The following is a 14724-nucleotide window of genomic DNA, read 5'->3' as shown; positions in this document are numbered from 1 at the left end:
CTGTGGGCATTCGGCCATTCGAAGGAGTCCGGATCATGACCATGCCCACCTCGACGGTCACCATCAGCCTCCAGCCCGCAGGCCGGGCAAGTTCGGTCGACTTGTCGGTCACCGGCATGATCACGCCGAGCGCCTGCACTCCCAGCCTGTCGAATGGCGGCGTTGTCGACTACGGCAAGATTTCCGCCAAGGACTTGAACTCGGATAGAGAGACGAACCTAGGCGACCGGACCCTGCAGCTCTCGGTGACCTGCGAGGCCGCGAGTCTCTATGCGTTGCAGGCGGTCGACCAGCGAGCGAGTTCGGCCACGCGCGCGGATGCCTTCGGCTTGGGGCGCGGCGAGGACGCTCGGTCATGGGGCTGGTACGCCATCGCCCTGCGCAATCCCGTCGCAGACGGCGTGCCGGTACAAGCGATCGGTTCCACCGATGAGGGTGCCACCTGGTACCACAATGACCTGTGGATGCCCGGGATCCAGATCGCGTTCGCCTCCCTGACAACGGGCAATCAACCGTTGCGAGTCCGGGAATTGACCGTGGACCTCGGTGTGCGCGCCGTCATTGCCCCGACCAATAACCTGACCTTGACCAACGACAACCCCATCGACGGCTCCGCCACCCTGGAAATCGTCTACCTGTAAGCCCGGCCCAGGCAACTGCCGCACCGAAACCCACCGCTCCTGAAAAGCCCGCGCGCTGAGCGACCTCGCGCGTCAAGGCGCGATCCGGAAGTAGCTGAGATCGAAGTCGTGCTCCCAGATGACCTCATCGATCGATTTCTCCCACGCGCCGGTGATCCGGTAGCCGTCTGAACTGAACGTGCCGGAAAAGCGTTGGGAGAAGCCCGGTTCCGTCCGCCACATGCGCGGGATGCCCTGGTCAGCGCCGTAGTATCCGGTCCGAAGAAGCCCGCCCGGAACGAGGTCTCCACCGCCCAGTGCCCCACGAGTGGCTCGAGGAGGTCGAGCACGGCATTCCGATCATCGGGGATGTCAGCCGGTGTCGGCTTCTGGGTGTCGGCCATCGCGATTCCTCCTTGCCGTCCTCACCCATGTGGACGCGGCGGACGACCCGAAATCATCAGTGCGGGACCCGCTGATCGACACACGATCGTTGACAAAGCGGAACATTGCTCCATATATTGATACGGAGCAATGTTCCGCTTCAATGCGGTTAGCGCTGACCCTACTGAAACCCGCAGTCGCCGAACGGAATCGGCGACGGTCATCGAACGGAAAGACGCATCATGAGTGAGAACACCCGCGGCGAGACTCCCGTCTTCTCGGTCAGTCCGATAACGCTGACGGTTCCCGGTCGGCCCGTCGATCTGCAACTGCGCGTGTCCGCGCCCGTGACCGGCGGCGATCTGCCGATCGTCCTGCTCTCGCATGGTCAGGGGCACTCGAACAATCTCTCCTCGTTGAACGGCTACGCGCCCCTTGTCAATTTCTGGGCGGCGTATGGGTTCGTCGTTATCCAGCCCACCCATCTGAGTTCGTCGACGTTGACGTTGGATCCCAATACCCCTGGGGCGCCGATGTATTGGCGGTCGCGGGCGGAGGATATGACGCACATTCTCGACCAGCTGGATGTGCTGGAATCCGCCGTGCCGCAACTCTCCGGACGGCTGGACCGCGGTAAGGTCGCGGTCGTCGGGCATTCGATGGGCGGGCATACCGCGAGTGTGCTGCTGGGTGCGCGGCTCACGGTCGACGGAACCGAGGTGAACCTCGCAGATCCGCGAATCACGGCGGGTGTGCTGCTGGCCGCGCCCGGCCGGGGCGGCGACGCCCTCACCGAGTTCGTCGCGCAGAACTATTCGTTCTTCTCGACCACGGACTTCGCCGAGATGACGACCCCCACGTTGATAGTCGCCGGCGACAAAGACGCTTCGGCGCACCTGACCGTCAACGGTCCGGACTGGCACACCGATCCGTACTTCCTCGCTCCCGGCCCCAAGTCCCTGCTCACCCTCTTCGACGCGGAGCACGGGCTCGGCGGGATCTCGGGCTATGACGTCGCCGAGACGACCGATGAGAATCCCGCGCGGGTGGCCGCGGTCCAGCGACTCACCTGGGCCTACCTGCGCAGCGAGTTCTTCCCGGGCGATCCCGCGTGGCGGTCGGCGCAGGACGCGCTGGCGGCGGGCGCCGACCCGCTCGGACGGGTCGAATCGAAGTAAGCCGAAGACGCGTCCTCCGAATACCGCGAAACACGGTGCGATGCATGCTGATCCGAATATGTCGGCGGGTACCGCTAGCCTGCTGACATGGTCGGAATGGACTCGGCGCTGCGCCGGCTGACGCGCGATGCGGGCAAACTGCTGCAGCCTTATGGTTTCGAGGGCTCGGAGGGTTTGTGGGTGCGGGAGGTGCCGGGCGGCCTGGCCTCCGTCGGGCGCACCCGGACGCAGCGCACCTGGACCGACGGGCAGCAGGTACTCCGCTTCGGGCTGTACCTGAGCGCGACACCGCTCGCCTGGTGGGAGTTCCGTAACTGGCGCAACGCACAGTTGGGGCTGTCCCCCGTGCCGATCGAGCGGGCAAGCGGCCCCGGCCTGCTCGACCAACGTGGCCTGCCGGAGAACCTGACCGAACTGTGGTCGTTGCGGGTCGATCCGGGCCTGCCCGGCGGGCACGCGCTGCAAGAGGACGTCGACACCATCCGCGCGGAACTACCCAAGCGCGTGCACACCTACGCGCGCCGGGCACTTCGACTACTGGAACCCGACGGATACCTCGATGAGCTGCTGGCCGATCCGGACCCGCAGTTCGCGACGTGGGAGGCGATCGTTGTCCTGCTCGCCGATGGTGGACCGGGACCGGAACTCGACGGTGCGGTCACGCAACTCCGTGCGTGCCTCGTGGACCAGGACACGTCTAACTACGCCGAGAACCTCATCGAATACGCGCAAGGTCGGGCCGCGCTGGTATGACCAGATTCGTTCGCGGCCTTGCCAATCGGTTGCCGGAACTTCACATCCCCACCTTTTCCCCTCCCAACATATAGCGCACCCCGGGGCTTGCCGCAAGGCCCGGGCGGTACGGCATACTCATCCGCCGTAGCCAGAACCTGCGTAAATGGGAGTTTTCGAGTGACCGACACCGACGTGATCATCGTGGGCGCGGGCCCGAGTGGCCTGATGCTGGCCGGTGAACTGCGCCTTGCCGGAGTGCGTTCGCTGGTACTGGAACGACAGTCGCAGCGACGCGACACCCCGAAAGCCAGCGGCATCGGCGGCCGAATCCTGGACCTGCTGCGTTACCGCGGACTGCTCGACCGGTTCGAGGCGATCAGCAGCGATCCGCATCTCGCGCCCCGATTCCCGTTCGGCAACATCTATTTGGACTTCACCGGGATGACGGACGTGCCGATGCACGCGTTGCCGATCCCGCAGCGGGAGATCGAGCGCCTGCTCGACGAGCATGCGCGCGAGCTCGGCGCCGAGATCCGGCGCGGGCACGAGGTACTCGGAGTGCGCCAGGACGAGAACACGGTGACCGCGGAGGTACGCGGACCGGACGGAATCCAGCAGGTGACCGCCCGCTACCTGGTCGGCTGCGACGGCGGACGCAGCCGGATCCGCGAGCTGGCCGCGATCCCCTTCCCGGGCACCACCTATCCGGAGGTCAACCGGCTGGCCCAGGTCACCGTGCCGGATGCGGTGACGGTGCTGGACAACGGCGATATCGAGGTGCCCGGGTTGGGCCTCGTCCCTTCGGGTTTCACCCGGACCGAGCGCGGCGTGTTCGCGTTCGCGATCATGGACGGCGTGTGGTCCATGCAGACCACCGAGGACGAGTCGGTGGAATACGACGACGATGAACCGCTGACCATCGCCGAGGTGGCGGCCAGCGCGCGCCGGGTGCTCGGCGCGGAACTGCCGCTGGGCGAGCCGATTCGGCTGTCGCGCTACACGTTCAAGGATCGGCAGGTCGAGCGGTACCGGGACGGGCGGATCATGCTGGCCGGCGATGCGGCCCACCTGTTCCCCGCCACCGGCACGGCGCTCAATGTCGGCATGCTCGACACGGTCAACCTGGCCTGGAAGTTGGGCGCGGAGATCAACGGCTGGGCGCCGGACGGTCTGCTGGACACCTATCACGACGAACGCCACCTCGCCGGCGCCCGCGCGATGCTGCAAACCCGAGCGCAGGTGGCATTGCGGCGCGGCGACGATCCGGCCGCGGAGGCGTTGCGGCGGGTGTTCCAGGAACTGGTCAGCGACGAGCCGGCGTTGCGGCGGATGGGAGAGCTGGTCGGCCACGCCGATATCCGTTATCCGATGCCCGGTTCCGCACACCACCCGTTGGCCGGCACGTTCGCACCCGACCTCGCCCTGCACACGGACGACGGCGTCACCAGTGTCGCGGAACTCCTGCGCGCCGCCCGGCCCGTCCTGCTCGACCTCGCGGATCGGCCGGAGTTCCGGGAGATCGCGCGTGATTGGCAGGACCGGGTGGACATCCGCACGGCGAAGACCGGTGACCGCCCGGCCGATGCGCTCCTGATCCGGCCGGACGCGCACATCGCTTGGGCCGCAACGATCGACGAACCTGTCGAGACCGCGGCACGCACGCTGCGCGAGTCGCTCACGCACTGGTTCGGGGCTTGACCGAGTCGTGGCCGCCCTCCTCGCGCGGGCGGCCACGGCATGGCCGGACGGTTCGAGTTCACACCCAGCCGGGCTCGGGCGAGGCCTCGATCTCCTCGCCGACCCGCGCCAGCACGTCGATCTGGGCCGGGTTGTAGAGGTCGTTCACCGCCACTTCCGCTGTCTGCCAGGCATAACGCGCACCCCGCGGCGCGTCGGCATACGGGTTCAACAGATTCGGATGCTTGGTGAGCATGGTCCGGACCTGCGGCACCATCCGCGCGGCCAGATTGCGGCGGGTCTTCGCGTCGGCGTCCGCGGGCAGGTTGTCGAACTCGACCGCCGCGGGATCTGCCTTGTAGGTCTGGAGCATCTCGATATACGCGTCGATGCCCGAGGGGCCGAGCACCCGGGCCAGCACGACGACGAACGCGCGATCGGCGTCGGACAGTTCCGCGTGCGCGGCGGCCTGGGCCAGCGCGGGCGGCAGGTCGGTCGGTGCGGCCTGCTGCAGGGTCAGCGCCAGCTCGACCCGAATGCGTTGCATGCGTTCGATGCTCGCCGCGAGCTCGGCGTCCAGGGCGCGCAGCGCCTGTTCGGGATGTTCGGCGGCCTCGCCCATCTCGGCGATCTGAGCCAGCGAGAAGCCGAGATCGGTCAGACGTTTGATCCGCAGCAGCCGCACTAGGTGCGCGACGCCGTAACTCTTGTAGCCGTTCGACCGTCGTTCGGGCTCGTTGAGCAGCCCGACCTCGTGATAGTGCCGCACCGCCCGCACGCTCGTGCCGGCGAGATCGGCTAGCTGACGAGTACTCCACGCCACGACTGCCCCCTCAGGAATCGGAGTTGCCGGCACGAGGGCGCCGACATCTACTCCAGTCAAAACTATGCCGGTGCGGCATGGTCAACCGGCCGCTACGTCAACCTCTGTATGGCGGTGTGCGTCGCGATCATTTGGCGTCCCAGTAGCACTCCACGATCGCTGTCGTGAACGGAAAACGCACCGGTGTGGGACCGAACGCGATCCGGCCCGCATTGTCGGCCGCGGTGGTGATCATCTCCGCGACCTGCGCGGCCTCCTCGGCCGGGCAGTGCACGATGACCTCGTCGTGCTGGAAGAAGACGAGTTCGGCACGGAGGCCGGCCTGGTGCATCGCGTGGCGCAGGCCCGCCAGCACCAGCAGGGCCCAGTCGGCGGCGCTGCCCTGCACCACGAAATTGCGGGTGAAGCGGCCGCGCGCGCGTGCCGCGGCGGTGCCGTAGCGCACTTCCTCCTGGGGTAGTTCCGCCTCGTCGGGCAGTGCGGCGGACAACGGCGTGCAGGTGCGGCCCATCCAGGTGCGGACCAGACGTCCCTCCTCACCGGCGTGCGCCGCGTCGTCGACATAGGCGATGGCGGCCGGATACCGGCGGCGGAGTTCGGCCATGTGGGTGAGCGCGTCGCCGGAGGTCTGACCGTAGATGGCGCCGAGCAGCGCGATCTTGGCTTGGTCGCGGTCGCCGCCGAAGGCGCGGGCGGCCAGGTCCGCGTACAGGTCGTCGCCGCGGCCGGCGACCTCCATCAATCCGGGGTCGCGGGAGACCGCGGCCAAGACGCGCGGCTCCATCTGGTCGGCGTCGGCGACGACCAGGGACCAGCCCGGGTCCGCGCGGATCGCTTGCCGAACCACCTTCGGGATCTGTAGTGCACCACCGCCATTGGTGGTCCAGCGGCCGGTGACGGTGCCGCCGGGCAGGTATTCGGGCCGGAAGCGGCCGTCGTGCACCCATTGTTCGAGCCAGGCCCAGCCGTTGGCGGTGTGCAGGCGATAGAGCGATTTGTAAGCCAGCAGCGGCTTGATCGCCGGATGATCGATCCGCTGGAGCTCCCATTTCCGGGTGGAGGACAGCAGGATTCCGGCGCGGGCGAAGGCTTTGATGATGTCCTGCGGCAGGTCGGCCCGGACGCGCACGCCGAGCGCGCGCGACACCTCATCGGCCAGCTCCGCCATCTTGCGCGGTTCCGAGCTGCCGGGGAAGCGTTCGCCCAGCATCTTGTCCAGCAGTTCGCGGTGGACGTCCGCACGCCACGGGACCCCGGCCCGATGCATCTCCGTGGCCACCAGCATGCCCGCCGACTCGGAGGCGACGAGCAACCGCATTCGCTCCGGATATTCGGTTTTCGCCGTGCGCGCGATCTGCCCCGCGTAAACCTCCAGCAGAGCGGTGAATTCGTCCGTGCCGGACGGCAGCGGGGCCGGGCCGGACTCGAACAGCGACGGCTGAGTCTCGGCGGCTCGGGCGGGCGCGTCCAGCGGGACGGGCAGGTTGTGCAGTCGTGCCCAGGCGGCAGCCAGCGACCGCGGCTGACCCGATTGACCCTCCTCGTGCCCGATCAGCAGCGACTCCGCCGCCTGCACGTCGTAGCACCGATCGACCCGAACCCCGGCGGCCAGCAACGTCCGGTAGATCTCCGCCGTAGACCGCCAGACCCACCGATCGACCTCCGGACGCGAGCGCACCGCCTCCGCCAGCGACGGCTCGTCCACCACCGGCCCCGCCGGATAACCATCCCGATCGAGCGGACACAGACGCGCACCCCCCTCGCCCGCTTCGGCCACCGCCCATCTCATGCCCCAGAGTCTGGCATCGGGGACCGACATATCCGCTCGACCGCGCACCGAAGTCGCGATTCACCCCCGGCGAAGGAGTCACCAGGCAGGTCGGCCGTCGATCCGCGCATCCTTTGATCTCTTGTAAAGAAACCTTTCTAAAGATATCTATAGATCGTGGCTGATCAGCATTCGCCCAGCTCTGTACAGCTCAGCGACCCGAGGGCGCTCCGTGCATATGCGCATCCGACGCGACTGGCGCTGGTGGGATTGTTGCGGCGTGCAGGGCCGATGACGGCCACTCGGGCGGCGGATGCCATCGGGGAAAGTGTGGCCAGCTGCTCATTTCATCTGCGTCAGCTGGCGAAGTACGGGTTGGTGGAGGAGGCCGGGGGTGGTCATGGGCGGGAGAAGCCGTGGCAGGCCACCGCGCTGTTCACCAGCTGGGAGGCGCACACTGCCGACCCTGCGGCGGCGGCCGCCACGGAGGCGCTCGAAATGGCCGTTGCCGAGCGGTACTTCGAACTCATGGCGCGGTGGATTCAGACCCGTGCCGAGGAGCCCACCGAGTGGCAGGCGGCTGCCCGGTTCGGCGACACGGTGTTGCATTTGACGGTGGCCGAGCTGACCGAGCTGGGTGAGAAGTTTCAAGAGTTGGTGCAGCCCTATCTGGAACGGCTCGACGATGTGGACAAGCGGCCTGCTGGATCGCGGCCGATCACGTTGTTGCAGTTGGCCTTTCCTTCGGACGCCACCAGCAGGGACAATCCTCGGGGCTGAGTGTCGTGTCCGCTCCGCCTTCGATCTCGCTGTCCAGCAACAGAAAACGCTGGTTCCCGGAGCTCCTGCGCGACGTGAGTTTCCGCCGGTACTGGACCGGACAGACGGTATCCACCTTCGGCGACCAGATTTCGTTCGTCGTGATCCCGTTGGTTGCGGTCCTGGTCACGCATGCCGACGCCGCGCAGATGGGGTACCTCGTGGCGGCAGGATGGTTGCCGCACTTGCTGTTCGGGTTGCATGCGGGCGTCTGGGCGGATCGCCGTGCACGTCGGCGACGGGTGATGATCGCGGCGGATCTCGGTCGATTCGTCCTCGTCGCCAGCGTCCCGGTGGTCTATCTGTTCGACGGACTGACCCTCGCCCAGCTCTACGCCGTGGCATTCTCGGTGGGCACGCTGTCCGTCCTCTTCGACGTCTGCAACGCGCCCCTGTTCCCGGCTCTCGTTGCCCCGCAACGGTATGTCGCGGGCAACTCGTTGATCAACGGCAGCCGGGCGATGTCGCAGATGGCGGGTCCGAGCGTCGGTGGCCTGCTGGTGCAGTTGCTGTCGGCGCCCGTCGCGCTACTCGCCGACGCTTTGTCGTTCCTCGTCTCGGCGCTCACTCTGTCCCGCATCACACCGGCCGAACCGCCTGCGCAGCAAGCGGTTCGCGGCCAGTTGGCCGAGGGGATCCGGTTCATCGCCCGCTCCCCTATCATGCGCTCCGCATTGGCCGCGACCGCCACCGTCAACTTCTTCACTTTGATGGTGGTCGCGTTGTTCATGCTCTACGCCATCGACACCCTGCACCTCGAACCTGGTTCAGTCGGACTGGTTTTGGGTGCGGGCGCGGTCGGCGGTCTACTCGGCGCGCTCACCGCCGGCCGACTCGCCGACCGGATCGGCATCGGTCCGACCTTCGTTCTCGGCTGCCTCGTCTTCCCCGCGCCCATGCTGCTGATCCCCGCCGCACACGGCTCCGCACCCGTGGTCCTGATCCTGCTCACCGCAGCAGAATTCGGCTCCGGACTCGGGATGATGTGGCTCGATATCGCCGCCTCGTCCCTCTTCACCGCCATCACCCCGGATCCCTTGCGCTCCCGCGTCTTCGGCGCCTATCGGGCCGTCAACTACGGGGTCCGCCCCCTCGGCTCGCTGGCCGGCGGCACGCTGGCGACCGCCATCGGCCTGCGCCCCACCCTCTGGACCGCCACCATCGCCGCCCTCACCGCGTTCCTGTTCCTGCTGCCCTCCCCCATCCCTCGCCTCGAGACCTGCGGTGATGCGGCGGAAGAGGGTATCAGAGCGCGTCGGGAGGTGGGATGAACTCGGCGGATTCGTATGCTTGCTCGGGGTAGTTGCAGGTCAGCAGCTTTGTATCCCACCACAACCCGGCCGGGCACCGAAAGTGGTAGGCGACATCGTTGCTGGTTTCCCAGAACCATTCCGGACTGTTCTTGTCGGCGTAATACTGTTGAGCGCTGCTCATCGGACGGGATTCCCCCTCCTGGTAGCCCAACTGGTCCGCGACTTCGTCGAACGACATCTGCCCACCTCATCGAACTCATTGCGCCGATTGATGTTTCCGTCACCTAGAACTCTGACACATCGCGTGCGCGGAGCGCGCCGATTCGGCCGCGGAGTGGTCGCTCCCACCGGGAATCAGATGCTCATCGCGGGTTCTCGCACCAAGGGGTCCGGTAGGGCGTCGGCGTGAACGATGTGCAGGTTGCTGACGGCTCGGGTGAGCGCGACGTAAAGGCGTTGCAGGCCTCGGCGTTCCGCGGCGGCGATACGGGCGGGTTCGACGACCAGGACGGTGTCGAACTCCAGGCCTTTGGCGAGAGTGACCGGGACCAGCGCCAGGCGGGCGTCGGTGTCGTCATCGACGCCGAGGACGACATGCGGTAATCCGTTGGCGGACAGTGCTTGATGTAATTCCGGGAGGTCGCGGTCCGCGATGATCAGTCCGACGGATCCGTCGTCGGCCAACGCAGTGACGCAGGCGCCGAGTATCGTCTCGATGATGTCTTCCGGTGCGACCCTGGTGATTTGGAGGGCATCGACGGACTGACGATAGGACGCCGGGCCGCGCAGTTCAGGTGCGATGTGAGGCAGCAGGCGGGCGGCGAAATCGATGACCTGCGCGGGCACTCGGTAGCCGCGGGTGAGCTCCTCGATCTGCCCGTCCGGCCGGCCGAGGTGAGTGAGGACGGCGGCCCAATCTTCGGCGGCGGACGGGCTGGTGGCCTGGGCCAGATCACCGAGGACGGTGCAGGCACCGGCGACGCGGCGGCCGATCGCGCGGATCTGCATCGGGCTGAGGTCTTGAGCCTCGTCTACGACAATGTGGCCGAGTTTCGCCGGACGTTCGATCAGCCCTGAGGCCTCATCGATGAGGGCGAGGTCGGAGCTGGACCAGGTCATCGTTTTCACGCTGCGCGGAGGCGACGTACGGAGAATGGCCTGTTGCTCGTCAGCGGAGAGAATGCCCTCGGCCGCGCGAGCGAGCCCGTCGGGATCGGTGAGAATTTCGAAAACCGTTCGGAAAGCATCGGTTTCGGGCCACATCTGCTGGACCGCGCGCACGATCGCCCGGTTCCGGCCGAGCTGACGCAGCGTATTCGTACCGGCCGGATTACCGCTGCGCTCCATCTGGCGCAGCACGAGCAGTGCGAGTCGCTGGGCGAGCAACTCGATGCCGCCGCGGTAATCGGTTCCGCGCTCACGCACTTCGGCGAGTTCGTCGGCAAGTTCCTCGGGATACAGATGCCACGTGCGCTGTAGATACTTGACCTGTACCGACTCCTCGAGCGGCCGGATTCGCGAAAACAGGTGCCGCCGAAGAACTTCGGCCATCCGGGCATCACCCTTGATCCGCTCGGTCCGCGGATCTTCGACCCGCGTGACGGTGATGCCCGAGTTGGTGAGTTCATCGATCGTGGTCTGCAAGACCTCCACTTCACCGAGGGCAGGCAGCACGTTGCGGACATAGGCGAGGAACGACCGGTTCGGCCCGATCACCGCGACCCCGCCTTCCCGATGCAACCGATCCCGCTCGGTGAACAGCAGATACGCCAGCCGATGCAGGCCTACGGCGGTCTTCCCGGTGCCGGGCGCACCTTGGACACACAGCGTGCGCTCCAGCGGAGAACGCACCAGGCTCATCTGTTCCGGCTGGATCGTCGCCACGATGTCGCGCATCGGCCCTTTACGCGGTCGTTCGATCTCCGCGGCCAGCAGGTCGCTCGCGTCGGCCCGCGCGAACCGGGAGTCCAGCGATTCGTCCTCGAAGGCGGTCAGCGCACCGGCGTGGTCGAAACCGAATCGGCGGCGCACTCGAACCTGCATCGAATCCTGTTGGCTCGCTTCGTAGAAGGCGCGCGAGAGCGGAGCACGCCAGTCGATGACCATGAGTTCGCCGGCCTCGTCGCTGACGCCGCGACGTCCGATGTAGACGCGATCACTGTCGGGCGCCGACGAGGGCGCGCCGACATCCCGGATGGTGTCGTAGACCTCGCCCAACGGGAAGTCCAACCGCCCGAAGAACAACGGCACATCGTCGAGCCCGGACAGCTCCTCGATCTGCCGCTTGTGGAACTTCCGGGCCGCGAAATTCTGCATCTTGTCGAAGGCATCGCCCTCGCCCCTGCCGGTGGCCAGCGCGGTGACCGCCTCTTCCCGCATGCGAGCCAGCGCCGCGCGGCAAGCGCCCAGGTAGTCACGCTCGACCCGGATCTCGGGTTCGACGTGGTCGTGATCAGTGTTCTGCATGGTCGCGTCAACCCCCACCTCGATAGACATATAATTTTACTCGGTTAATTATATGTCTGAGTCAAATTATTTACGCGGTCGGATTTCGCTAGGCTGACCGCATGGAAGAACCCGGCTTGCGCGAGCGCAAGAAGAGCCGCACGCGGCAGGCGATCGTGGACGCGGCCTTCGCGCTGTTCCAGGAATCGGGGTTCGACGGCGTCTCGGTCGCCGATATCGCGGCGGCGGCCGAGGTCTCCAAGCCCACGCTGTTCGCCTACTTCCCGACCAAGGAAGATCTGGTGCTGCGCCGGTTCATCGGTGGCGGGCGCGGGTCCGCGGTCGTTGTCCGGGAACGCCCGGCCGGCACGTCCGCGCTGAGTGCGCTCCGGCAGAACTTTCTCGACCTACTCGCTCAGCGCGATCCGCTCACCGGACTCAACGACACTCCGGAAGCCGTCACGTTCCACAACCTGCTGTATTCGACGCCCGCGCTGATGGCTCATCTCGCCGGATACATGGTCGCCCAGGAGCAGGAGCTCGCCGACGCGCTGCGCACTTCCGTCGAGCCGAACGACGAATTCACCGCGCATCTTGTTGCGGCACAGGTGTTCAGCGCACAGCGGATCCTCACGTATCACAATGCCCAGGCAATCCGCTCCGGTCGGAGCGCTGACGAAATCTACCCCACGGCGGTGGCGCGGGCCGAGACCGCCTTCGGTCTCTTGGCGAGCGGACTGGCGGCTAGGAGCTGACCGCGCCCGGATCGTCGACGTGCGCCGCGAAGAAGTCGTCGACGAGCCGGCCCGCGTATTCGGCATTCAGCGCACTGGGCCGAAAGAGTATGCGGTACATCATCGGTGCGACCACGCGGTCCAGGACGATCTCGGGATCGGGGGTCGCTTCGCCGCGGGCGGCCGCCCGCGCGACGATGGCCGCGATCTGTTCCGAGGCGTACTCCGAGCACTGCCCGGCATTCGCACCGTCAGGATCGCCGAGCAGCGCGTCCCGAATGTAGGCCCGCCCCGGCGGCGAGTTCATCTCGTCCAGGAACTGCTCGGCCCACGCGGTCAGATCGCCGGCCAGGGTGCCGTGATCTTCCGGATCGGTTTCCGGGCGGAGTCGTTCGACCGCGACATCGGAAAGTAACTCGCGCAGGTCACCCCAGCGCCGGTAGATCGTCGACGGGGTGACGCCGGCGCGGGTGGCGATCAACGGAACGGTCAAACCGTCGCGCCCGACCTCGGCCATCAGCTCGTGCGTGGCCGTGTGGACCGCCTGTTGGACGCGGGCGCTTCGCCCTCCGGGACGGACCATCGGCTTACGACTCATGCTGTCACCTTAAATCGGGCGAACCGTGCCGACGAGCTTCGCGGTGGCCTGTTCGTAGGCACGCCCGACTCGCAGCAGAGTCGCTTCGCCAAAGGGGTGCCCGAGGAGTTGCATGCCGATCGGCAGCCCGGTCCGGTCGTTGCCGACCGGCAGCGACAGTGCGGGGACTCCGGTGATGTTGGCGGGCGAGGAGAGCCGGACGTAAGCATCGGCGACGGCTTCGGTGGTGCCGTCGGACCAGGTCACCGTTTCCCGGCCGACCGGAACGGCGGTGATCGGAACCGATGGCGCCGCAACAACATCCACGCTCTCCAGCATGCTTGCCCATTCGCGGCGCAGCATCGTCCGGGCGCGTTGGGCGCGCAGGTAGTCACCCGCTGACAGCAGCTCGCCCGCTTCCAGCAGGCCTCGGACATCGTCGCCGTATTGCTCGCCGGCCGTGCGCAGCGTCTGCTCGTGGGCGGCGCTGGCTTCCGGAACCATCAACCCCCACTGGATGGGCTTGATGTATCGGGCCATGGGGATTTCGACGTCGACGAGTCGAGCGCCGAGGTCGCGCAGGCGCTCGATGGCTCGCCGGACCGCGGCCGATACCTCGGGGTCGATGTGGTCGAAGTAGTAGTTGGCCGGCACTCCGACCCGCAGGTGGGTCAGGTCGGCCGGGCCGTCGAGGCCGGCGGCGGGCGCCGGGACCGATGCCGGATCGCGGGAGTCGTACCCGGACAACGCATTCAGCACCAGACCGGCGTCGGCGACGGTTCGCGTGATCGGGCCGACGTGATCCAGCGACCACGACAGCGGGACCACACCGTGCCGGGAGATCCGCCCGTAGGTCGGCTTGAGTCCGACGACACCGTTGAGCGCCGCGGGGACCCGGATGGACCCGCCGGTGTCGGTGCCGACCGCGAATGTCGCCGCCCCGGAGGCGACGGCGACGGCGGATCCGCCGCTGGACCCGCCCGCGACGCGAGTGGGATTGCGGGCGTTGCGGGTCTGCGGGGTGATCAGACCGTAGGCGAATTCGTGGGTGTGCGTCTTGCCGAGCAGGACCGCTCCGGCGTCGTTCAGACGAGCGGCGACGGCGCTGTCGGACTCGGCGCGGTGGGTCGCTCGCACGCGCGAACTGGCCGTGGTGCCGAGACCTGCGACATCGATCAAATCCTTGAGCCCCATGGGGATTCCGTGCAGTGGACCTCGGTAGCGTCCGCCCGAGATCTCGCGTTCGGCCGCGCGCGCCGCGCCGCGGGCTCGGTCCGCGGTCACCGTGACGTAGGCGCCCAACCGCGGTTCCACCTGCTCGGCTCGGCGCAGCACCGCATCGACCAGTTCGACCGGCGAGATCTCCCCGGTGCGGATCGCCGTCGCGGCCGCGGTGATGGTCAGCTCATGCGTTTTCATCGTGGCCTTCCTGGGCGCGGTAGACGGCGGCGGGTGCGAGGTCGTCGAAGTCGAGTTCGCGCAGCATCGAGACGACGGAGTGGACGTACTCGGCGGTGGCGGCCAGGCCGGCGTGCCGCTCGGCCGGCAATACCAGCCCCGCGCGAGCGGACCAGCGGGCCGCTTCGGCCGAGGTCAACGGATGTGTAGACATGAGCCCTCTCGATTGTCGGTCCCGCAAAAGCGAATAGTTTGCGTTAACGTTAGAGTAGGAGCTACCGTCGCTTAACGCAAACGAATAGCTTTTACCGCG

15 protein-coding genes are annotated in these 14724 nt (G+C 67.1%); 7 read left to right on the top strand and 8 right to left on the bottom strand.

What is annotated here, in order from left to right:
- The first annotated feature begins 41 nt into the window (after positions 1-41).
- On the top strand, positions 42-641 hold the full coding sequence (locus tag F3087_RS27755; RefSeq protein ID WP_223885393.1) for a DUF1120 domain-containing protein: 600 nt from the start codon (positions 42-44) through the stop codon (positions 639-641).
- A 72-nt stretch (positions 642-713) separates the two neighbouring features.
- Here F3087_RS27755 and F3087_RS46745 read toward each other — a convergent pair whose 3' ends face one another.
- Positions 714-863, bottom strand: a complete 150-nt coding sequence (locus F3087_RS46745) for a hypothetical protein (RefSeq protein ID WP_223885392.1) — start codon at positions 861-863, stop codon at positions 714-716.
- A gap of 383 nt (positions 864-1246) precedes the next feature.
- Here F3087_RS46745 and F3087_RS27745 point away from each other — a divergent pair, with 383 nt between their 5' ends.
- The 3 genes from F3087_RS27745 to F3087_RS27735 all read left to right on the top strand — a co-directional run bounded on the left by F3087_RS27745 (position 1247) and on the right by F3087_RS27735 (position 4615).
- Positions 1247-2182: an alpha/beta hydrolase family protein gene (locus F3087_RS27745; protein WP_150404995.1), complete on the top strand. Its 936-nt coding sequence runs from the start codon at positions 1247-1249 to the stop codon at positions 2180-2182.
- Between the two features lie 87 nt (positions 2183-2269).
- Positions 2270-2935 (top strand): hypothetical protein, encoded by a 666-nt coding sequence (locus tag F3087_RS27740; RefSeq protein WP_150404994.1) that lies wholly within the window; start codon positions 2270-2272, stop codon positions 2933-2935.
- 159 nt (positions 2936-3094) lie between these two features.
- Entirely contained in the window at positions 3095-4615 is a 1521-nt protein-coding gene (locus F3087_RS27735) for an FAD-dependent monooxygenase (RefSeq protein ID WP_150404993.1), read from the top strand.
- Positions 4616-4673: 58 nt separating this feature from the next.
- On the opposite strand, the gene F3087_RS27730 is transcribed toward F3087_RS27735, so the two are convergent.
- The gene (locus tag F3087_RS27730) at positions 4674-5417 is read right to left on the bottom strand and encodes a MerR family transcriptional regulator (protein ID WP_150404992.1); all 744 of its coding nucleotides are present in this window, start codon (positions 5415-5417) and stop codon (positions 4674-4676) included.
- 127 nt (positions 5418-5544) lie between these two features.
- On the bottom strand, positions 5545-7206 hold the full coding sequence (locus F3087_RS27725) for a bifunctional 3'-5' exonuclease/DNA polymerase (RefSeq protein ID WP_150404991.1): 1662 nt from the start codon (positions 7204-7206) through the stop codon (positions 5545-5547).
- A gap of 156 nt (positions 7207-7362) precedes the next feature.
- Here F3087_RS27725 and F3087_RS27720 point away from each other — a divergent pair, with 156 nt between their 5' ends.
- Together F3087_RS27720 and F3087_RS27715 are read left to right on the top strand one after the other, a co-directional pair.
- Complete coding sequence (locus tag F3087_RS27720) at positions 7363-7965, top strand: winged helix-turn-helix domain-containing protein (RefSeq protein ID WP_150404990.1); 603 nt, start codon at positions 7363-7365, stop codon at positions 7963-7965.
- 5 nt (positions 7966-7970) lie between these two features.
- Positions 7971-9275, top strand: a complete 1305-nt coding sequence (locus tag F3087_RS27715; RefSeq protein ID WP_223885391.1) for an MFS transporter — start codon at positions 7971-7973, stop codon at positions 9273-9275.
- Here the strand turns inward: F3087_RS27715 and F3087_RS27710 are convergent.
- Together F3087_RS27710 and F3087_RS27705 are read right to left on the bottom strand one after the other, a co-directional pair.
- Positions 9250-9495, bottom strand: a complete 246-nt coding sequence (locus F3087_RS27710) for a chitin binding peritrophin-A domain-containing protein (RefSeq protein ID WP_150404989.1) — start codon at positions 9493-9495, stop codon at positions 9250-9252. The two genes, F3087_RS27715 and F3087_RS27710, sit on opposite strands and share 26 nt — an antisense overlap.
- 116 nt (positions 9496-9611) lie before the next feature.
- On the bottom strand, positions 9612-11753 hold the full coding sequence (locus F3087_RS27705; protein WP_223885390.1) for a HelD family protein: 2142 nt from the start codon (positions 11751-11753) through the stop codon (positions 9612-9614).
- Positions 11754-11824: 71 nt separating this feature from the next.
- On the opposite strand from F3087_RS27705, the gene F3087_RS27700 reads away from it, so the two are divergent.
- A complete protein-coding gene (locus tag F3087_RS27700; RefSeq protein WP_150404988.1) occupies positions 11825-12457 on the top strand; it encodes a TetR/AcrR family transcriptional regulator in 633 nt (210 codons plus the stop codon).
- On the opposite strand, the gene F3087_RS27695 is transcribed toward F3087_RS27700, so the two are convergent.
- From F3087_RS27695 to F3087_RS27685, 3 genes are read right to left on the bottom strand one after another with little or no spacing between them, the layout of a single operon-like run.
- On the bottom strand, positions 12447-13034 hold the full coding sequence (locus tag F3087_RS27695) for a TetR/AcrR family transcriptional regulator (protein ID WP_150404987.1): 588 nt from the start codon (positions 13032-13034) through the stop codon (positions 12447-12449). The two genes, F3087_RS27700 and F3087_RS27695, sit on opposite strands and share 11 nt — an antisense overlap.
- Before the next feature lie 9 nt (positions 13035-13043).
- The gene (locus F3087_RS27690; RefSeq protein ID WP_150404986.1) at positions 13044-14432 is read right to left on the bottom strand and encodes an amidase; all 1389 of its coding nucleotides are present in this window, start codon (positions 14430-14432) and stop codon (positions 13044-13046) included.
- Positions 14419-14625 carry a hypothetical protein gene (locus F3087_RS27685; protein WP_150404985.1) on the bottom strand — a complete coding sequence of 69 codons (207 nt, stop codon included), beginning with the start codon at positions 14623-14625 and terminating at the stop codon, positions 14419-14421. The genes F3087_RS27690 and F3087_RS27685 overlap by 14 nt, the downstream gene beginning before the upstream one ends.
- Positions 14626-14724 lie beyond the last annotated feature (99 nt).

The sequence above is a fragment of the Nocardia colli genome (assembly GCF_008704205.1).
Lineage (GTDB): Bacteria > Actinomycetota > Actinomycetes > Mycobacteriales > Mycobacteriaceae > Nocardia > Nocardia colli.
The sequence above is the reverse complement of the archived record's forward strand: the minus strand, read 5'-3'. Positions and strand labels throughout refer to the sequence as shown.